This window comes from Dorea sp. AM58-8 (genome assembly GCF_003464045.1).
In the GTDB taxonomy this organism is placed as follows: Bacteria; Bacillota; Clostridia; order Lachnospirales; family Lachnospiraceae; genus Claveliimonas; species Claveliimonas ammoniilytica.
This window is the reverse complement of record NZ_QSDM01000006.1, coordinates 44,242-61,600: the sequence shown is the minus strand read 5'-3', so window position 1 is coordinate 61,600 and position 17,359 is coordinate 44,242. Positions and strand designations below refer to the sequence as shown.

Annotated in this window: 16 protein-coding genes and 1 other RNA gene; 15 read left to right on the top strand and 2 right to left on the bottom strand. The window is 44.0% G+C overall.

The features are described 5' to 3' along the window. The first annotated feature begins 18 nt into the window (after positions 1-18). Positions 19-927: a DUF4340 domain-containing protein gene (locus DXA18_RS06475; protein WP_158567101.1), complete on the top strand. Its 909-nt coding sequence runs from the start codon at positions 19-21 to the stop codon at positions 925-927. An 87-nt stretch (positions 928-1,014) separates the two neighbouring features. On the opposite strand, the gene DXA18_RS15785 is transcribed toward DXA18_RS06475, so the two are convergent. After that, positions 1,015-1,170 carry a hypothetical protein gene (locus DXA18_RS15785; protein WP_199665548.1) on the bottom strand — a complete coding sequence of 52 codons (156 nt, stop codon included), beginning with the start codon at positions 1,168-1,170 and terminating at the stop codon, positions 1,015-1,017. Between the two features lie 487 nt (positions 1,171-1,657). Between DXA18_RS15785 and DXA18_RS06470 the strand changes: the two genes are divergently transcribed. The 5 genes from DXA18_RS06470 to tadA all read left to right on the top strand — a co-directional run bounded on the left by DXA18_RS06470 (position 1,658) and on the right by tadA (position 6,605). Next, positions 1,658-2,290 (top strand): 4'-phosphopantetheinyl transferase family protein, encoded by a 633-nt coding sequence (locus DXA18_RS06470; RefSeq protein WP_118383205.1) that lies wholly within the window; start codon positions 1,658-1,660, stop codon positions 2,288-2,290. Positions 2,291-2,481: 191 nt separating this feature from the next. After that, complete coding sequence (locus tag DXA18_RS06465) at positions 2,482-3,699, top strand: hypothetical protein (protein WP_118383204.1); 1,218 nt, start codon at positions 2,482-2,484, stop codon at positions 3,697-3,699. Between the two features lie 51 nt (positions 3,700-3,750). Beyond that, positions 3,751-5,175, top strand: a complete 1,425-nt coding sequence (locus DXA18_RS06460) for a deoxyguanosinetriphosphate triphosphohydrolase (RefSeq protein ID WP_118383203.1) — start codon at positions 3,751-3,753, stop codon at positions 5,173-5,175. Between the two features lie 32 nt (positions 5,176-5,207). Beyond that, a complete protein-coding gene (locus tag DXA18_RS06455; protein ID WP_147345579.1) occupies positions 5,208-6,074 on the top strand; it encodes a DUF6128 domain-containing protein in 867 nt (288 codons plus the stop codon). 30 nt (positions 6,075-6,104) lie between these two features. Further along, a complete protein-coding gene (tadA, locus tag DXA18_RS06450; RefSeq protein ID WP_199665551.1) occupies positions 6,105-6,605 on the top strand; it encodes a tRNA adenosine(34) deaminase TadA in 501 nt (166 codons plus the stop codon). A gap of 45 nt (positions 6,606-6,650) precedes the next feature. Here tadA and ffs read toward each other — a convergent pair. Continuing rightward, an RNA gene (gene ffs, locus DXA18_RS06445) (signal recognition particle sRNA large type) lies at positions 6,651-6,913 on the bottom strand. Between the two features lie 80 nt (positions 6,914-6,993). On the opposite strand from ffs, the gene DXA18_RS06440 reads away from it, so the two are divergent. From DXA18_RS06440 to DXA18_RS06400, 9 genes are all read left to right on the top strand, one after another. After that, positions 6,994-8,691: a B12-binding domain-containing radical SAM protein gene (locus DXA18_RS06440; RefSeq protein WP_118383200.1), complete on the top strand. Its 1,698-nt coding sequence runs from the start codon at positions 6,994-6,996 to the stop codon at positions 8,689-8,691. Positions 8,692-8,945: 254 nt separating this feature from the next. Next, complete coding sequence (locus DXA18_RS06435) at positions 8,946-10,472, top strand: VanW family protein (RefSeq protein WP_118383199.1); 1,527 nt, start codon at positions 8,946-8,948, stop codon at positions 10,470-10,472. A 21-nt stretch (positions 10,473-10,493) separates the two neighbouring features. After that, on the top strand, positions 10,494-11,375 hold the full coding sequence (locus DXA18_RS06430) for an AIR synthase-related protein (RefSeq protein ID WP_118383198.1): 882 nt from the start codon (positions 10,494-10,496) through the stop codon (positions 11,373-11,375). Positions 11,376-11,467: 92 nt separating this feature from the next. Then, positions 11,468-11,959: an Lrp/AsnC family transcriptional regulator gene (locus DXA18_RS06425; protein WP_118383197.1), complete on the top strand. Its 492-nt coding sequence runs from the start codon at positions 11,468-11,470 to the stop codon at positions 11,957-11,959. Next, a complete protein-coding gene (locus DXA18_RS06420) occupies positions 11,956-13,131 on the top strand; it encodes an aminotransferase class I/II-fold pyridoxal phosphate-dependent enzyme (protein ID WP_118383196.1) in 1,176 nt (391 codons plus the stop codon). The genes DXA18_RS06425 and DXA18_RS06420 overlap by 4 nt, the downstream gene beginning before the upstream one ends. 408 nt (positions 13,132-13,539) lie before the next feature. Continuing rightward, on the top strand, positions 13,540-14,598 hold the full coding sequence (locus DXA18_RS06415) for a DctP family TRAP transporter solute-binding subunit (RefSeq protein WP_243007054.1): 1,059 nt from the start codon (positions 13,540-13,542) through the stop codon (positions 14,596-14,598). 17 nt (positions 14,599-14,615) lie between these two features. Further along, positions 14,616-15,077, top strand: coding sequence for a TRAP transporter small permease (locus DXA18_RS06410; protein ID WP_118383195.1), 462 nt, complete (start codon positions 14,616-14,618; stop codon positions 15,075-15,077). Beyond that, the gene (locus tag DXA18_RS06405; RefSeq protein WP_118383194.1) at positions 15,078-16,361 is read left to right on the top strand and encodes a TRAP transporter large permease; all 1,284 of its coding nucleotides are present in this window, start codon (positions 15,078-15,080) and stop codon (positions 16,359-16,361) included. Between the two features lie 158 nt (positions 16,362-16,519). Next, positions 16,520-17,356, top strand: coding sequence for a transketolase (locus tag DXA18_RS06400; RefSeq protein WP_118383193.1), 837 nt, complete (start codon positions 16,520-16,522; stop codon positions 17,354-17,356). Positions 17,357-17,359 lie beyond the last annotated feature (3 nt).

Sequence of the window (17,359 nt, the reverse complement as noted above, 5' to 3'; positions counted from 1 at the left end):
CGGACAGGAAGGTGGCTTATGGATAGAAAGAAGAAAAAAACAATCATTCTGTTGGCTATGATTCTGTTGCTTGTCGTAGCAAATGGTGTTGCCAGTGCATGGAACGATAAGTCGGAAAGGAAGAAAGAAAAGGAAGCAGAAGCTTCAAAGATATATCTGACGGATGCCAGTGATATTACTGCATATTCTTATAGTGACGGAAGCCAGAATATGTCGTTTGCAAAGGTGGATGATACATGGGAATATGATGAAGATAATGAGATTCCAATGAATCAGGACACGGTTCAGAGTACCGCAGATGCTATCCGGCAGATGGAGGCAGTGAGGGAACTGGAGAATCCGGATCAACTGTCGGATTATGGATTGGATAAACCGTCCTATACAATTCAGTTTCAGGACAATGATGGCGTGGCAACAGAAATTCTGATTGGCAACGGCGCAGGCGAGAACTATTATGCTACAGTGGGAGACAGCGGAAAGGTATACACGATCAGTTCAGGTTTCCAGGATTATCTGCAATTTGATCTGACCAATCTGGTTCAATACGATACAGTTCCGTCCATCGGAAGCGGTAATCTGAAGAGTGTGACGATTACTGAAAATGGAACAGATACCGTATATGAAGAGGATGATCAAGTCGGAGAACTTGCCGGAGGTTTTGGGGCGTTGAGTCTGACAGATTGTGCGAATTATCATGCATCGGCAGAGCAGCTTGCGGAGTATGGACTGGATGAAAGCCAGAGAATTACTGCGAAGGCGGTATATACTGACAGTTCAGATAAAGAGCAGACCTTTACCGTGTATCTGGGCAAGACTGATGATGCAGGGGAGAACAGATACGTCATGGTGGAAGGCTCTGATATGGTATATCGCATCAGTGAAACTGTGGCACAGAATATGATAAGCATAGAAGAAACAGGGGAGTAGTTAACGAAATAAAATAGTATAAAGGCAAACCGGGCAGGCTGTCAGATGTAGCTGCCCGGTCTTTATGTATTCTTTTGAGGGAATGGGTTATTCTTGTTCTTTAGCCATAGCGATTTTATCAAGAAGTTCCACAATCTCATCTTTAGAATATTCAGCTTTCTCGCTGTTGGCAAAAATAAGGCGTAATTCGTATAAGGTGGCCATCTTTGCATCTTTTCTTTCTTTTTCGGTCATATCGTACATATAAACTCCTCTTTTGTATTATCAAACAGAAATCTGATGATACAATCATACAGTGATTTGCACGTATCGTCAATAAGTAAATGAATTACCATAATCATATAAAGTGAATGGTAAAATAGTAGTATGCACATATTGTATTTTTATCATATCCTGTATCTTATTTGTTGTCAATACGATACTTATTTAATGCAAAATGATTAATTGAGGATGAATAAAAGAATGGATATAAAACATAGTAAATGTTATACTTTGATATAGTTAGTAAATGATAGCAGGATTTGAACGCAGATAAGCATTCCCCCGCTTCAAGTGCGCGGAGTACTAAGCGGCGGGTGAGGGGGATGCTTCTGTCAGTGGGAGTTGAAAGCTCCCACTGACAGATTGCGAAGCGACTGCGTTCATGAGCAAGTAGCGAAGCGGATTGCGAATGTCCGCTTTACTGGAAACTTATGGTTACTATATAGGGCAGTATGCAGAAAGGAACTAAATGATATATACATGGATTATGGATGTCACGCCTCTTCAGGACGACATGATATATAGAAAATGTTACAACCGTCTTCCGGATTGGCGCAGGGAGAAAGCTGACCGGATCAGACCCTTAGAAGGTAAAATGCAGAGCGTAGGGGCATGGATTTTATATCAGCAGATGCGGCAATATTATGAGCTGTCAGATCAGATGCCATATAATCTGTCGCATTCCGGGAAATATGCGCTATGTTCGGTCAGCACACAACCGGATGCACAGGTGGGATGCGATGTGGAAATGATTAAAGGAAATAAGATCAGACTGGCTGAGAGATATTTCTGCCCAGGGGAAGTGGCTTGGATCCAGAGTCAGAAAAACGAAACAGAGCAGGCAGAAGGATTTTACAGATACTGGGTGTTGAAAGAGAGTTTTATCAAGGCGATACGTCTGGGAATGAAACAGGATCTGCGTGAGTTTGAGATAGCACTGGATGAACGGGGAGCGAGACTGGTGCGACAGCCGGAGGCAGTGCCGGGAACATACTATTATCAGGAGTATCAGACGGATGCAGGAGATGCCAGAGTTGCAGTATGCAGTACAGAAAAGAAATTTGGTGAACTTCATTATCTTGACGAACGAAATATCATTTGATAAAATATTGTATGGGAAAAATATAGGTTTATCAAGAAACTTATGAGTTTACAAGACGAACTTGTTATCATAAGTTCGTTTGTGGGAGAGATAGACCTGTGGGGAGAGTATAAACAATAGACAGGGCATTGACTCTGTCTGTCCGTCGTTGTATCTTGCAGGGCGGAAGGATTAATAAGGAGGAGATTATCATGTTAGATCTTACATTCGGAGAACAAGTCAAGATTATCTTAAGCCGTAAAGGCATGACCATCAAAGAACTCGCAGAGACAATTGAAGAGAGAACCGGGAAGAAGATGTCCCGTCAGAATCTTACGCAGAGGCTGGGACGAGATAACTTTCAGGAACAGGATATGCGTATGATCGCAGATATTCTTGGATGCCCATTTCAGCTGAGCATTCTTGCAGACAGCGAGGCAGCAGAGCGTGCAGCTAATGTAGAGGATATTGTCCCTACAGAGAAGGAACTGCATAAGCTTGCAAAGACCAAGGCCCGTAAGGAGAAAAAAGCGAGAGAAGCAGAACAGCTTCATGCCGCAATGGAACAGATTCCGTCAGAGGTAACCGATATGAGCGGCGCATCTGAAAAAGAGATGACGCTTGGCGATTACATGGATATTCATGAGGAGCTGGTACGCAGAGAGACTGGAGAGCTTCCGTTTGTAAATGAGACGATAGAAGAGCCTGTGACGGAAGAATCTGAATCTGTAATGGAAGAGATCTCTGACGAGCCGGTGTTAATGGAAGCAGAACCGATAGAAGAAGCACCGGAAGCAGTCGAAGCAGTCTATGAAGAAACGCACGAAGAGATCCCAGAAGCACCTCGTTATGAAGAAATCCACGAGGAGGTTCAGGAGGAGGTTCAGCAGGAGATTCCGGAAGAAGTTCATGAGGAAGCTTACGCGGAAGAGAAGAAAGAGCAGACTCATCACGAGAAGAAGCTGACCGGATGGAGAGCAATGTTCCAGCGCCGTAATAAAAAAGAGCGTCAGGAAGAAAAGCATGAAGAAGAGAAGATCGAACGAGAGATTGAGGAAGCCACAGAACCATTAGAAGCAATGGAAGAAGAAAGTGACTTTATTGAATATGAAGAACCGGTACAGCCAGAGCAGACTTATTATGAGGAACAGCAGCCGGCTCAGGAAGAAGAGATCGCGCAGGCGGTTTATGCAGAAGAGGAAGATGATGATGCGGAAGATCTGGAGCGCGGAGAGTTGAATCCGTATACAGGACATGAGTATGAGAGCAACAGTGTCCGTATGCATCCAAAGCGCATCGGTTATGTGCAGGTATATGATCGTAGAGATCATGCGTGGACAGATATGACGGAATGGGCATTCTTGGGATATCAGGAGCGTAAGAAAGCGTTACTTGGCAAAGATTACGAAGAACCGATTTATCTGGACTAAATGAAAAAAGATCGTCCGGCAAAGATAACGGGATTATGAGGAAGTGACGGAGTGAACTGGGAGCAATTATTATCAACGCAGAGATACAGAACTGGGAAAATTGCAAAAAGCAACGGTAAATCAGATCTGCGCAGTGAGTTCGAGAAAGACTACCATCGGATTATAGGAAGTGCGTCCTTTCGCAGATTGCAGGATAAGACGCAGGTATTTCCGCTGGACAAGAGTGATTTTATTCGTACCAGACTGACGCATTCCCTAGAAGTATCTTCGTTTGCCAAGTCTCTGGGACAGAATATCGGAGAGAACATTCTTACATATAAGAAGGATCCGTCGTTTACGGTACAGATGAAAGAAGATATCTGCAATGTATTACAGTGTGCGGGACTGATCCATGACATTGGTAATCCACCGTTTGGACATTTTGGAGAAGATGCGATCCGGGAGTGGTTCAGAGATCATCTTCATACATTGGAATATCATGGCAGATCGTTGGATGAGATCCTGACCCTGCAGATGCGGGAGGATCTGTATCATTTTGAGGGAAATGCACAGGCGTTTCGCCTGGTAACGAAGCTTCATTATCTGGTAGATGACCGGGGGATGAATCTGACGTATGCATTGCTGAATACAATTGTAAAATATCCGGTTACGTCTTTGGATATTAAGCCTAAGAGTCGGGATATTAAGAGTCATAAACTGGGATTCTATCATGCAGATGAAGAAATATTCCGAGAAGTGGAAACAGCGACAGGAACCAACGGATCGCGTCATCCATTGACATTTATTCTGGAAGCCGCAGATGATATCGCATACAAGACAGCGGATATTGAGGATGCATTTGTAAAGGGATTCGTTTCTTATGCTAAGTTATACAGAGAACTACAGGAGATGGAGACACTTTATGCACAGCCGCGAAGCAGTTTTCGACCAGCTGCTAAGCTGAAGGAGTTGTATGGAAGAGCGGAAGATATGCATGTGGAGGATCCGGAAGAATATGCTGTGAAGAACTGGATCGTTCGGGTGCAGGGATTTTTGATCAACTGCGCAACGTATGGATTTACATCCAATTATGATGCAATCATGAACGGAACGTATCCGTATGATCTGTTCCATGGGACATTTGCGGAGCGCTTGATGGATCTGCTAGGGGATCTGGCATTTCGTGAAGTGTTTGCTACAGAGACCATTTATCGGATGGAAGTATCGGAAAGTGTTATGATCAATTATCTGATGGATCGCTTTATCGGGGCGGTAATCGGATATGATGATAAAGAACAGGAACTTGGAACGATTGACCGTCGTCTGGTGTCGTTTATATCCAGTAACTATAAACGGTCCTATCATTTTCATGCACAGGGCAAGAGCGAAGCAGAGAAACTGTATCTGAGATTACTGCTGGCGACAGACTATATCTGTGGTATGACGGACAGTTATGCGAGACGACTGTATCAGGAACTGACAGCCAGTGTATATTAGGAATGTTTGAATTATAAGCGGAATAAACTGTTTTGAATACATCGAACGGAAGTGAGAATGTGGAGCAGTTTATCCGCTATTTGTATGAATACGAAAGTGACAGGCCGATTCGCAATGTAGGATTTGTAAAGGTTGAGACTGCCGATGACTGTACAACGATTCATATACATGGGAAGGGACTCAGGTTGGGAGAAGAGACTGCATTGAAGCTGTATCTTTTCTATCCTGAAGAGCAGGTGCCGGTGTGTGTATATCAGGGAGAAGTTACAAATGTGAATCCGACGATTAATTATCGGTTGGTGTATACGTCAGAGGATACCGGAGTACCGGAGCATTACTCAGAGATTGACGGGATACTGCTGATGTCAGAAAGCGGACGGAGATATGCGGCGGTGTGGAGTGATGCGCTGCTTCGGATCAGTGAACTTCGAATCTGGCAGGAGAAGCCGATTCCGGTGACTATAACAGAAGAAATCTTGCAGAAAGTTGTGCAGGATCAGGAAGAAACAGTGGAACCGGAGCAGACAGCCGGGCAAGAAGAAAAGCAGGACGTGGAAGTGCCTCTGACAGAAGAGGAGATTGATCATTATATTGAACCGACAAAGCCTCAGATACGAAAGATCCAGAGACAGGAGATTGCCATGCTGCCCCGGTGTGAATGGCGGGTGGCAAATAATAGCTTTCTGTTGCATGGGTATTATAATTATCATTACTTAATTCTGTTGGAAGAAGAGAATCAAATGTGGTTAGGCGTACCGGGGATTTATCACCGAAGGGAAGCGAAAGCAGCAGAAGTATTTGGATTTACCAGATTCGTGCAGGCAGAGCAGGATGAGTCGGAAGAAAATGAGATGTTTGGCTACTGGTGCAGAAAAGTAAGACATATGCGAAGTAAATAGGACGCTATGCGGCAAGGAGGAATGGTCATGATGTCGATGGATGAGAAATATATGAAAGAAGCGATCCGGCAGGCTAAGAAAGCCTATGCGTTGGATGAGACACCGATCGGTTGTGTGATCGTGCATGAGGGCAAGATTATCGGTCGTGGATATAATCGGAGAAATACGGATAAGAGTCCATTGGCACATGCAGAGATTGCAGCGATTCGAAAGGCGAGTAAAAAGCTTGGTGACTGGCGGCTGGAAGAATGCACGTTATATGTGACGTTGGAGCCATGTCAGATGTGCGCGGGCGCGATCATACAGTCCCGGATACCGCGGGTAGTGGTTGGATGTATGAATCCGAAAGCGGGATGTGCCGGATCGGTACTGGATCTGCTGCATATAGCACAGTTTAATCATCAGGCAGAACTGGAAACAGGTGTGCTGGAGGAAGAATGCAGTCAGCTTATGAAACAGTTCTTCCGCGAACTGAGACAGCGGAAAAAAGAAGAAAAAGAAGAGAAGAAGCGTGCAGAAAGCATGGAATAAGAAAAGGCAGCCTGTCAACCGACAGACTGCCTGATTTGTCTTTTTATGTGCATTGCGCTTCGAACTAAAACCAATAAACGTTACTCTGGTAGTTAACTCAGTCCAGGCACCCTCACGGCACCCGGAAGGTTCCGCTTAGTGCTGCTTCGTTCCCGACCTGACACGATTCACAGATTTCCGTCGCGTGAGACCCGGACATCAACGCCACTTTCCAAAGGCAGCTTCACCAGCATATGCCCTCTGCGCAATATCACCCCTGCTATAGCGGATTGCAGGTGCAAGGTACCGCTACCACCCCGGCTGCACGAGTCATATTGTATCGTGTTTCGAGGGAAAAGTCAACACACATCGTTGCCATTCGTATCCTGCTGGTGTAAAATAATTCATTATGAAGATATTATTAACCGCAATTAATGCAAAGTACATACATTCTAATCTGGCTGTGTATAGTTTAAGGGCATACGCGCAGTCTCGTGTCACAGATCCTGATACAGAGATTGCGTTGGCAGAGTATACGATCAATCAGCAGACGGATGACATCCTGATGGATATTTACCGCCGTAAGCCGGATGTGCTCTGCTTCTCCTGCTATATCTGGAATATTTCTTATGTGGAGACGGTACTTCGGGAAGTGCACAAGGTGCTTCCGGACACGAAAATCTGGTTAGGAGGACCGGAGGTGTCTTACGATGCGGTCGCCGTACTAAAGCGTTTGCCGGAAGTGACAGGCGTAATGAAAGGAGAAGGAGAGGAGACCTTTGCTGAGCTGGCAGAAGGGATAGAACTTGTCGGACTTCAGGGAATTACCTGGCGGAGAGAAGACGGAGAGATTATTGAGAATCTATGGCGACCGGTCATGGATCTGAACAAAGTGCCATTTGTTTATGAGGATATGGCAGATTTTGAACATAAGATTATATACTATGAGAGCAGCAGAGGCTGTCCATTTCGATGCAGCTACTGCCTGTCGTCTATAGATAAGATACTTCGATTTCGGAATGTGGAAAAGGTGAAGCCGGAATTACAGTTTTTCATTGACCATAAAGTACCGCAGGTGAAATTCGTGGACAGAACATTTAACTGTAGCCATCAGCATGCAATGGAGATTTGGAAGTATATCGCAGAGCATGATAATGGCATTACAAATTTTCACTTTGAGGTGGCAGCAGATCTGTTAAATGAAGAAGAGATTGCATTGATCCAGACGATGCGCCCAGGACTGATCCAGTTGGAGATCGGTGTGCAGTCTACGAATCCGGATACGGTAAAAGAGATTCACCGAACAATGGATTTTGAAAAGGTATCGGAGAATGTGCGGGCAGTGCAGAAGAATGGCAATGTGCATCAGCACCTGGATCTGATCGCAGGATTGCCCTATGAGAATCTAAAAAGTTTCCATAGAAGCTTTAATGATGTATATGCACTGCATCCGGAGCAGTTACAACTGGGGTTTTTGAAAGTGTTGAAAGGTTCATACATGCAGGAACATCAGGCAGAATACGGATTGGTGGTGAAAAATATACCTCCGTATGAAGTGTTGTACACGGACTGGCTTCCATATGACGATGTGCTTCGGCTAAAAGGAATCGAAGAAATGGTAGAAGTCTACTATAACAGTGGACAGTTTACGCAGACCATGCCTGAGCTGGAAAAATATTTTAAAGATCCATTTATCATGTATGCAGACATGGCTGCATATTATGATAAGAATGGATATTTTAAGATTAATCACAAGCGGGCGGCAAGATACGAAATTTTGCTTGAGTTTGTGAAAGAGTATGCACCGGAGCAGATGGATGTAGTGAGAGAGTTTCTTACTTATGATTATTATCTCAGGGAGAATGCAGGTAACCGACCGGAATTCGCCGGGGAATATCAGATGGACAAGGCAGAAGTCCGTGCATTTTATGAAGAGGAGGCCGAAAGCCATAAATACCTGCCGGGATATGAGAAATATGATCGGAATCAGATGCGGAAAATGACGCATTTAGAAAGGTTTCTGTGTCTTAATAAAACGGTGCTTTTCGACTACCGGGAACGCAGTCCGTTAACACATGAAGCGCGTACAGTTATTATTGCAAAATAGATTTAAAACAGGTATGATAATTAACAAAACAAATTGTAAGAAGACAGAGAAAAGAGGCATGGAATATGAATTTCCACAATAAGCATACAAGAAGGATCGTTGCCGTTGTGATCGTGGTAATTGTAGTGGCAATGGTTGCAACAACATTACTCCCAGCGATGATGATATAGACGCTGAAAGTATAAAGGAATGTAAATGAGGGATAGAGGATGGCATCATCAAACAAATTAAAGCATCGCAGCAGGAGAGTAGCGATGAAGCGTAAACGTAAGCAGAGAGCATTGATCGTGATCGGCGTGGCAGCTTTTGCAGTTGTCTTTGGTGGGTCTTATTCTGCGTTGAAGAATTATGTTGGAAAAGTAAAGGATGATGTTATCTGTGATAATATATATATTAATGATCTCAATCTTTCAGGTATGACGAAGAAAGAGGCGCAGAAGGCATTGGAGAACCAGAAGACAACGGATGAGAGCAAAACAGTAACATTGACAGTCCGGGATAAGAAGGTTGAGGCATTTCTGAAAGAACTGGGATTCTCCGGTCAGGAAGATGAAGAACAGCTTGTGGATGAGGCCGTCAGCTATGGTAAGAAAGGCAATCTCTGGATGCGCTATCGACAGATGAAGCGACTGGAGAAGGAACCATTTGTAATTGATGAAGAGTACAGCGTAAGCCGTAAGAAGCTTAAATCCCTATTAAAAGAGAAAGCCGGAGATATTTTGCAGGGGCCGGAAAATGCAAGCCTTTCCAGGGATAAAGATGGAAAAGTCTCTATCGTAGCGGAAAAAGAAGGAGAGATCATTGATTATAAAGCGACTGTGAAGCAGTTGAATGATGATTTGAACGATAACTGGAAGCATGAAGACTTTGAAGAACAGGTTGTGATTAAGACAGAGAAGCCGGAGGTGACGAAGGCAGATCTGAAAGATATGACGGATGAATTAGGGGCATATTCGACAGATGCTGGCGGTGGTGAACGCTGGACGAATCTGAAGACAGGATCTTCTATGTTGAACGGTATTATCTTACAGCCGGGTGAAGAATTGTCGGTCTATGATTCAACGGCGCCGTATGATGAAGAACATGGTTATGCAGAAGGTACCGCATATGAGAATGGACAGGTAGTTCCGTCTTATGGCGGTGGAATCTGTCAGGTATCGACGACTCTATATAATGCAGTGATCTATGCGGAACTTGAAGTGGTAGAAAGACATCCGCATTCTATGACGGTTGACTACGTGGAGCCATCCAGAGATGCGGCAATTGCTGGTGGTTTAATGGATTTCCGCTTTAAAAATTCTTATGATACACCGATATATATTTATGGAGAAATTGATTCTGATAATCAGCTCCGTATGATCATTTACGGAAAAGAAACAAGACCAAAGAACCGAACGATCGAATTTGAGAGTGAGACATTGAGTGTGGATCAGTATTCTGTTACCTATAAGATTAATTCATCACTCAATTTCGGTGCAATGCAGTATACAGGTAATCCGCATACGGGGCGGGAGGCGCAGTTGTGGAAGGTCGTATATAAAGATGGTGAAGAAGTAAGCCGTGAGGTATTTAACACCAGTTATTACCAGAAAGCGGATGAAGTGATAGAAGTAGGTACCGCCGGAGGAAGTGCAGCAGCGATCAGCGCATTAGAGAGCGCAGTTGCGACGAATGATTCGACGGCGATCAATAATGCGATTGCAGGGATTTACAGCAGTTCCAATAGTTCCAGTAGTTCCGGCAGTTCAGAGAGTTCTGGAAGCACTGGAAGTGAAGAATAGATATTATGAGGAGAATGAAGCATGGTCTATAAGACATTCCTGACACATACAGGTGTCTATTACGGAGGTATGCGGGATGGTGCAGCTTACGGACTTCTGACAGAGGTTAATGAGCTGGCAGCGCAGGGCGTTCATGCGGGATCAGCAGAGATCCGCATTGAGATTCCGGCGGATATGGATAAGTCCAGGATGCATTCCATTCGGAATCATATAGCGAAAGCTATGGAAAAGCTTGAAACGGAAGATTTTCAGCTGGAAGAACTTCATATTGCAGGCGAGAAATGTGCGGCGCTTCGAGTACCACAGATTGTGATTACAGCAGCAGGCGAGACAGATCAGAAAGAGCGTATAGCAGATGCGCTGCTGACCGCACGAGCCGGACAGGACATCGTATATGCCGGATGGGCAGGACTGGAAGGAATGCTTCGGATCATTGGCGAGAAAGAAGCAGAGCTCCGGGAAAGATTTACCCCGGCATTTATCGGACAGATGAAAGCTTATGACAGTGAATTGTGCGGTCTGTCAAAGATTGCAGTTGCTGATGCCATGGGCGTATCTGTCATACGTCAGGTATCTCGTGGAGGAATACTGGCGTCGCTGTGGGATTTGGCGAAGGATACAGAGCTTGGTCTTAATCTTGATCTGAAGAAGATTGCAGTCAGACAGGAGACAATTGAGGTTTGTGAACATTTCCGACTGAATCCATATCAGCTTGCTTCTGGCGGAAGTTTTCTGATGTTAACAGAGAATGGAGAAGCATTGGCAGATGCGCTGAATCAGAAAGGTATACAGGCAGCTGTGATCGGACAGCTCACTGATAGCAACGACAAGATCATTCATAACGGAGAGGATATGCGATATATTGATCGGCCGGCTCCGGATGAATTAATGAAAGTATTCTAAGATGCCAGGGTGGATTGTGGGAGTGCAAAGCACGGAACAATCCGTAGGCATCCAACATCATTTTTTATGTAATAAGAAAGTAGGGGTTCACCATGGAAGACACAAGAGTGCAGATATTAAAATTTATTGAAAAGAATTGTAAAGTAGATCCGAAGGAACTGGCTGTTTTACTTGGAACAGACGAAGCTACTGTCCTTCGTGAGATCAAAGCTATGGAGCAGGAAGGAATTATTTGCGGTTATCATACAATGATCGACTGGGATAAAGCAGGTGTAGAGCAGGTGAATGCACTGATTGAGGTGCGTGTGACACCACAGCGCGGCAAGGGATTCGAGAAGCTGGCAGAGCGTATTTATAATTACCCGGAAGTATCATCCGTATCGCTGATCTCTGGTGCGTATGATTTTCTCGTAACACTGGAAGGAAAGACACTGCTTGAGGTATCTCGTTTTGTATCTGAGAGATTGTCTCCGATTGAAGGTATCACAAGTACAGCAACACATTTCATACTGAAGAAATATAAAGATCACGGAACCATCCTGGCACAGAAGGAACAGGAAGAAAGGATGCTGGTGACGCCATGACAAGAAATCCATTATCGAAAAAGATCACGGAGATCAAACCATCTGGTATCCGTAAGTTTTTTGACATTGTGAGCGAGATGAAAGATGCAATTTCGCTCGGTGTCGGCGAGCCGGACTTTGATACTCCTTGGAGAATACGAGAAGAAGGTATCTATTCACTGGAACGAGGACGTACATTCTATACATCCAATGCGGGTCTGCAGGAACTGAAGGATGAGATCAGTAAATATATGGAACGCCTGATCGGCGTATCTTATGACGCAAAGCATGAGGTGCTGGTGACCGTTGGCGGAAGTGAGGCAATTGATATTGCACTCCGTGCGATGCTGGATCCGGGAGATGAAGTTCTGATTCCCCAGCCATCGTACGTGTCGTATGATCCGTGTACGATTCTGGCTGATGGCGTGCCAGTATCGATTCCGTTGAAAAATGAGAATGAATTTAAGCTGACAAAAGAAGAATTAGAGGCAGTTATTACGCCAAAGACCAAGATTCTTGTCATGCCATTCCCGAATAATCCGACCGGTGCAATCATGACCAGAGAAGAACTGGAGCCGATTGCGGAAGTGGTAAAAGAACATGATCTGTATGTGATTTCGGATGAGATATATGGCGAACTGACCTATAAAGGCGGACATACTTCGATAGCATCGCTGCCGGGTATGAAAGAGAGAACATTGGTTATCAATGGCTTCTCCAAAGGATTTGCCATGACAGGATGGAGACTTGGCTTTGTATGCGGACCACAGATCATTATGGATCAGATGCTGAAGATCCATCAGTATGCGATCATGTGTGCACCGACCAACAGCCAGTATGCAGCAGTGGAAGCACTGCGCAACTGTGGGGATGAAGTGAAGAAGATGCGGGATGCATATAACCAGAGAAGACGATTCCTGATGAGTGAATTCAAACGTATGGGAATTGAATGTTTTGAGCCGTACGGTGCATTTTATGTATTCCCATGTATTAGGGAATTTGGCATGACATCCGAAGAATTTGCGACACGTTTTCTGGAAGAGGAGAAGGTGGCAGCAGTCCCGGGCTCCGCATTTGGTGATTGCGGAGAAGGTTTCCTGCGAATTTCTTATGCGTATTCATTGGAAGACCTGAAAGAAGCACTCGGAAGACTGGAACATTTTGTGAACCGTCTGAGAGCAGAAAAGAAGTAGAAAAGCGAAAAAGAACTAATATTTCAAAGAGTGTGAGTTAAGAGAATGGAATTTTTTCATTCTCTTATTTTTTGTTAAAAAACAATACAAACTTTGAGTTATGAAAACAACAAAAAAGGAGGTGGAATTATAGAAAGGCAGTAAATACAAGCGAAAATATATATTAATTAAATAACAATCCTGTTTTATAATTAACAAATGTAGAACGTAGAACGTTGGTTAAAAGTGATAAAAAGAAAGTGTGAAATTGTAAACATTACACAAATGTTCGGTTAAAAAATAAACAATTATTGACTATTGGGTCAAAAGTGATATGATTAAGTCACAAGCAAAGAGCAACGTTCTACATTGAACGAATATGAAAAGGATGAATAGAATAAGAGGATTTCAAGAGAGGAGGAACTATTGGTGAAGAGGTATAAAAGAGTTCTTGCGGTTCTTGCAGGAACAACAATGATAGTATCAAGCATGACAGCATGCGGGAGCGGCGGTGATACGAAAAGCACCGGTTCAAATTCAGAATATCCTGAATTGAATCTTTCCATGGCTGTTAACGGAACGGACACACAGATCGACACACAGGTTGGTCAAAAGCTAGCAGAACTGGTGTCAGAGAAGTCTGGTGGTAACATTACGATCGATGTATTTCCGAATGACACACTGGCAGGCGGTAATGCTACCAAGGGAATAGAGTATGTCTGTGCAGGATCTACTGACCTGGCAGCATATGCGACCAGTACATTGTCAGCGATTGATCCATTACTGAATATCGCAACAATGCCATGGACATTCGATTCTTATGAACAGGCAGCGGAAGTTATCGCAACAACCGGCGGTGAGTATTATGCAGACGAGCTGGATGATAAGGGACTTACCTATCTCGGAGCTTTTCATAACGGGTTCCGTCAGCTGACAAACAGTAAGCATGCGGTTACAAAACCAGATGACTTGAAGGGTCTGAAGATCAGAATTCCTGGTTCAGAAATTTACATGACATTCTGGCAGGCGGTTGGCGCAAGCCCGACAGCGATGAGTTGGTCTGAAGTATTTACAGCGATCCAACAGGGAACCATCGACGGACAGGAAAATGGTGTTCCGATCACAGATTCAGCTAAGATGTATGAAGTACAGAAGTATCTGACATTTTGGAACTACTGTTATGATGCCGATCTGGTAATAGCAAATTCCAAAGTCTGGGACAGCCTGGATGAGAAGACACAGGATCTTCTGAAAGAATGTATTGCAGAAGCCTGTGAGTGGGGTAACGATAAAATCGTTGAAGATGAGAAAACTCTTATTGAGAAGTTTAAAGACAACGGAATGCAGGTGGATGAGCTGACAGATGAACAGCTGGAGCCATTTAAAGAGTTGATTAAAGCGCCTATGAATGAGATCAAAGCAAAATACGGCAAAGATGCATGTGAAGCGTTTGGTATCGATACAGAAGGCGTGAAATTCAGTAATTAAATCAGGAGGAAGATGGCATGAAGTATATAGAGAAATTTGAAAAAATCGTAGCATGCTTAAGCGTGTCAGTGATGGCAATCCTGGTTTTTATAAATGTTATTGCCCGGTTTGTATTTAATAGCCCTCTGGCAGTTGCCGATGAGATGTCATGTTACTTATTTGTACTTATGAGCTTTATGGGTACAGCGATCGCAGCCAGAAGAAAAGCACATCTCGGTTTAACGCTTCTGACTGACAAATTGTCACCGAATGCAGCAAGAATTGTACAGACAGTTATGTATGCAATCGCAACACTGTTTTGTCTGTTGATTGTAATCTTTGGTATTGAGATGGTTATCAGTCAGTATCAGATGGGACAGCAGACAGCAACTATGCAGTGGCCGGAATGGATCTACGGATTATTCGTACCGTTAGGCGGAGCATTCTCAATGGTCGCATTTCTGGATGGAACGATCAAAATAGCAAAGGGGGACAATTAAATGGCAGGTGTAATATTGTTAGGAGTATTTGTAGTGCTGCTGATCTGTGGAGCTCCCATTGCAGTATGTCTGGGAATGTCAAGTGTAGCAGCAATGCTGGTTCAGGGAGCAGGAAAACCGATTGTAGCAGTTATGAGTGTACTGCCTCGTATCTGTTCTGCTTCAAGCAGTAAGTTCGTATTACTTGCGATTCCATTCTTCATTATCTCAGGTAATGTAATGGAAAAAGCAGGTATTTCAGGAAGATTGATCAACCTTGCAGAGAAATGTCTCGGTCACATCAAAGGCGGTATGGCTATGGTATGTATCGTAGTATCTTGTTTCTTTGCAGCAATTTCAGGATCTGGTCCGGCAACCGTAGCAGCGCTTGGACTGATCATGATTCCGGCACTGGTGAAAGCAGGATATCCGGCAGCATTCTCCTGTGCATTAATGGCAGCCGGTGGAGCGATCGGAGTAGTAATTCCACCGTCTATCACATTCGTAGTATATGGTTCCATTGCTGATGCATCAATCACAAGCCTGTTTAAGGCAGGTATGGTACCTGGACTTTTGATGGGAGTAGGACTGATTATCACAGCATTAGTCATAGGAAGAAAATGTGACCTGAAAGTGTTACCGAAAGCTTCCGGCGCAGAACGTTTAGCAGCGTTCAAGGATGCAGTACCTGGACTTCTGATGCCAGTCATCATCCTTGGAGGAATTTACGGAGGAATCTTCACACCAACTGAAGCGGCTGCTGTATCCGTATTCTATGGACTGTTTGTAGGATTCGTAATCTACAAAGATCTGAATCTGAATAAGCTGTCAGATATCATGGTAGATTCCTGCTCAACAACAGCAACAGTTATGTTCATCACCATGGGTGCATCACTTTTTGCATATGTTCTTACAAGAGCAAGGCTGGATGAAGCAATTGAGAATGTGATGCTGAACGTAACAGGAGGAAGTGTAGTTATCTTCTTCATTATTGTAAATATCGTACTGCTGATCGCAGGATGTTTCCTAGATTCGACATCAGCACTGTACATCTTCACACCACTGTTTGCACCGGTTGCATTACAGCTTGGAATCGATCCGATCCACCTTGGTGTAGTTATGATCGTCAACCTGGCAATCGGACTGTTTACACCGCCTGTTGGTGTCAACCTGTATGTGGCATGTGGTATCGGTAAGATATCACTCGAGGATATATCGAAAGGAATTATACCTTGTTTAGTGGCGATGCTTATTATCCTGCTGCTGATCACCTATATCCCGGCGATCTCACTGATGTTTGTGTAACCCATTAATCCATTTATACATATAGAACTCCTGGAACTTCCCGAGACCATGTCGCTGGTCTCGGGGGCATGGTTCCAAACAGAATATGAATCGGGCTGACTACCCGATTTTATATAAAACAACTAACATCCTACGTAGAATAAAATGAGGTGAAGAAAATGAAAGATGTATCAATGAAAGAATTGAAAAACAAGGCAACTGAGATGCGAATGAAGGTAGTGGATATGATCTACAAAGCTCAGTCCGGACATCCGGGCGGATCACTGTCAGCAGCAGATTTTATGACAGCATGCTACTTTAAGTATATGAATGTGGATCCAAAGAATCCACAGTGGGAGGATCGTGACCGTATGGTTCTTTCCAAAGGACATGTATGCCCGATTCAGTATGCATGCCTCGGAACACTCGGATTTTTCCCGGAAGAAGAACTTGATACACTGAGACAGGAAGGTTCCAAATTACAGGGACATCCATCTATGAATAAGTGTCCTGGCATTGACATTTCAACCGGTTCACTTGGACAGGGACTTGCATGTGCAGTAGGAATGGCACTTGCAGGAAAAATGAATCACAAAGACTATAAAGTGTTCAGCGTAGTCGGTGATGGCGAAGCTCAGGAAGGTGAGATCTGGGAAGCAGCCAATACAGCACACAAATATCAGCTGGATAACCTGATCGTATTTATGGATTACAACGGACTGCAGATTGACGGACCTTGTGATCAGGTTATGCCGAATAGAGATCTTGGCGAGAAGTTCCGTGCTTTCGGATTTGAAGTAATTGAGATTGACGGACATAACATGGAAGAGATCTGTGCAACACTTGAAAAATGCTATGCATCAAAGAACGGCAAGCCGAAATGTATTTATGCACATACCATCAAAGGTAAAGGCGTATCCTTCATGGAGAATTCTGTATCATGGCATGGAGTAGCTCCAAATGAAGAAGAACATGCGAAAGCAATGCAGGAACTGCAGGCACAGATTATCGAGTAATAG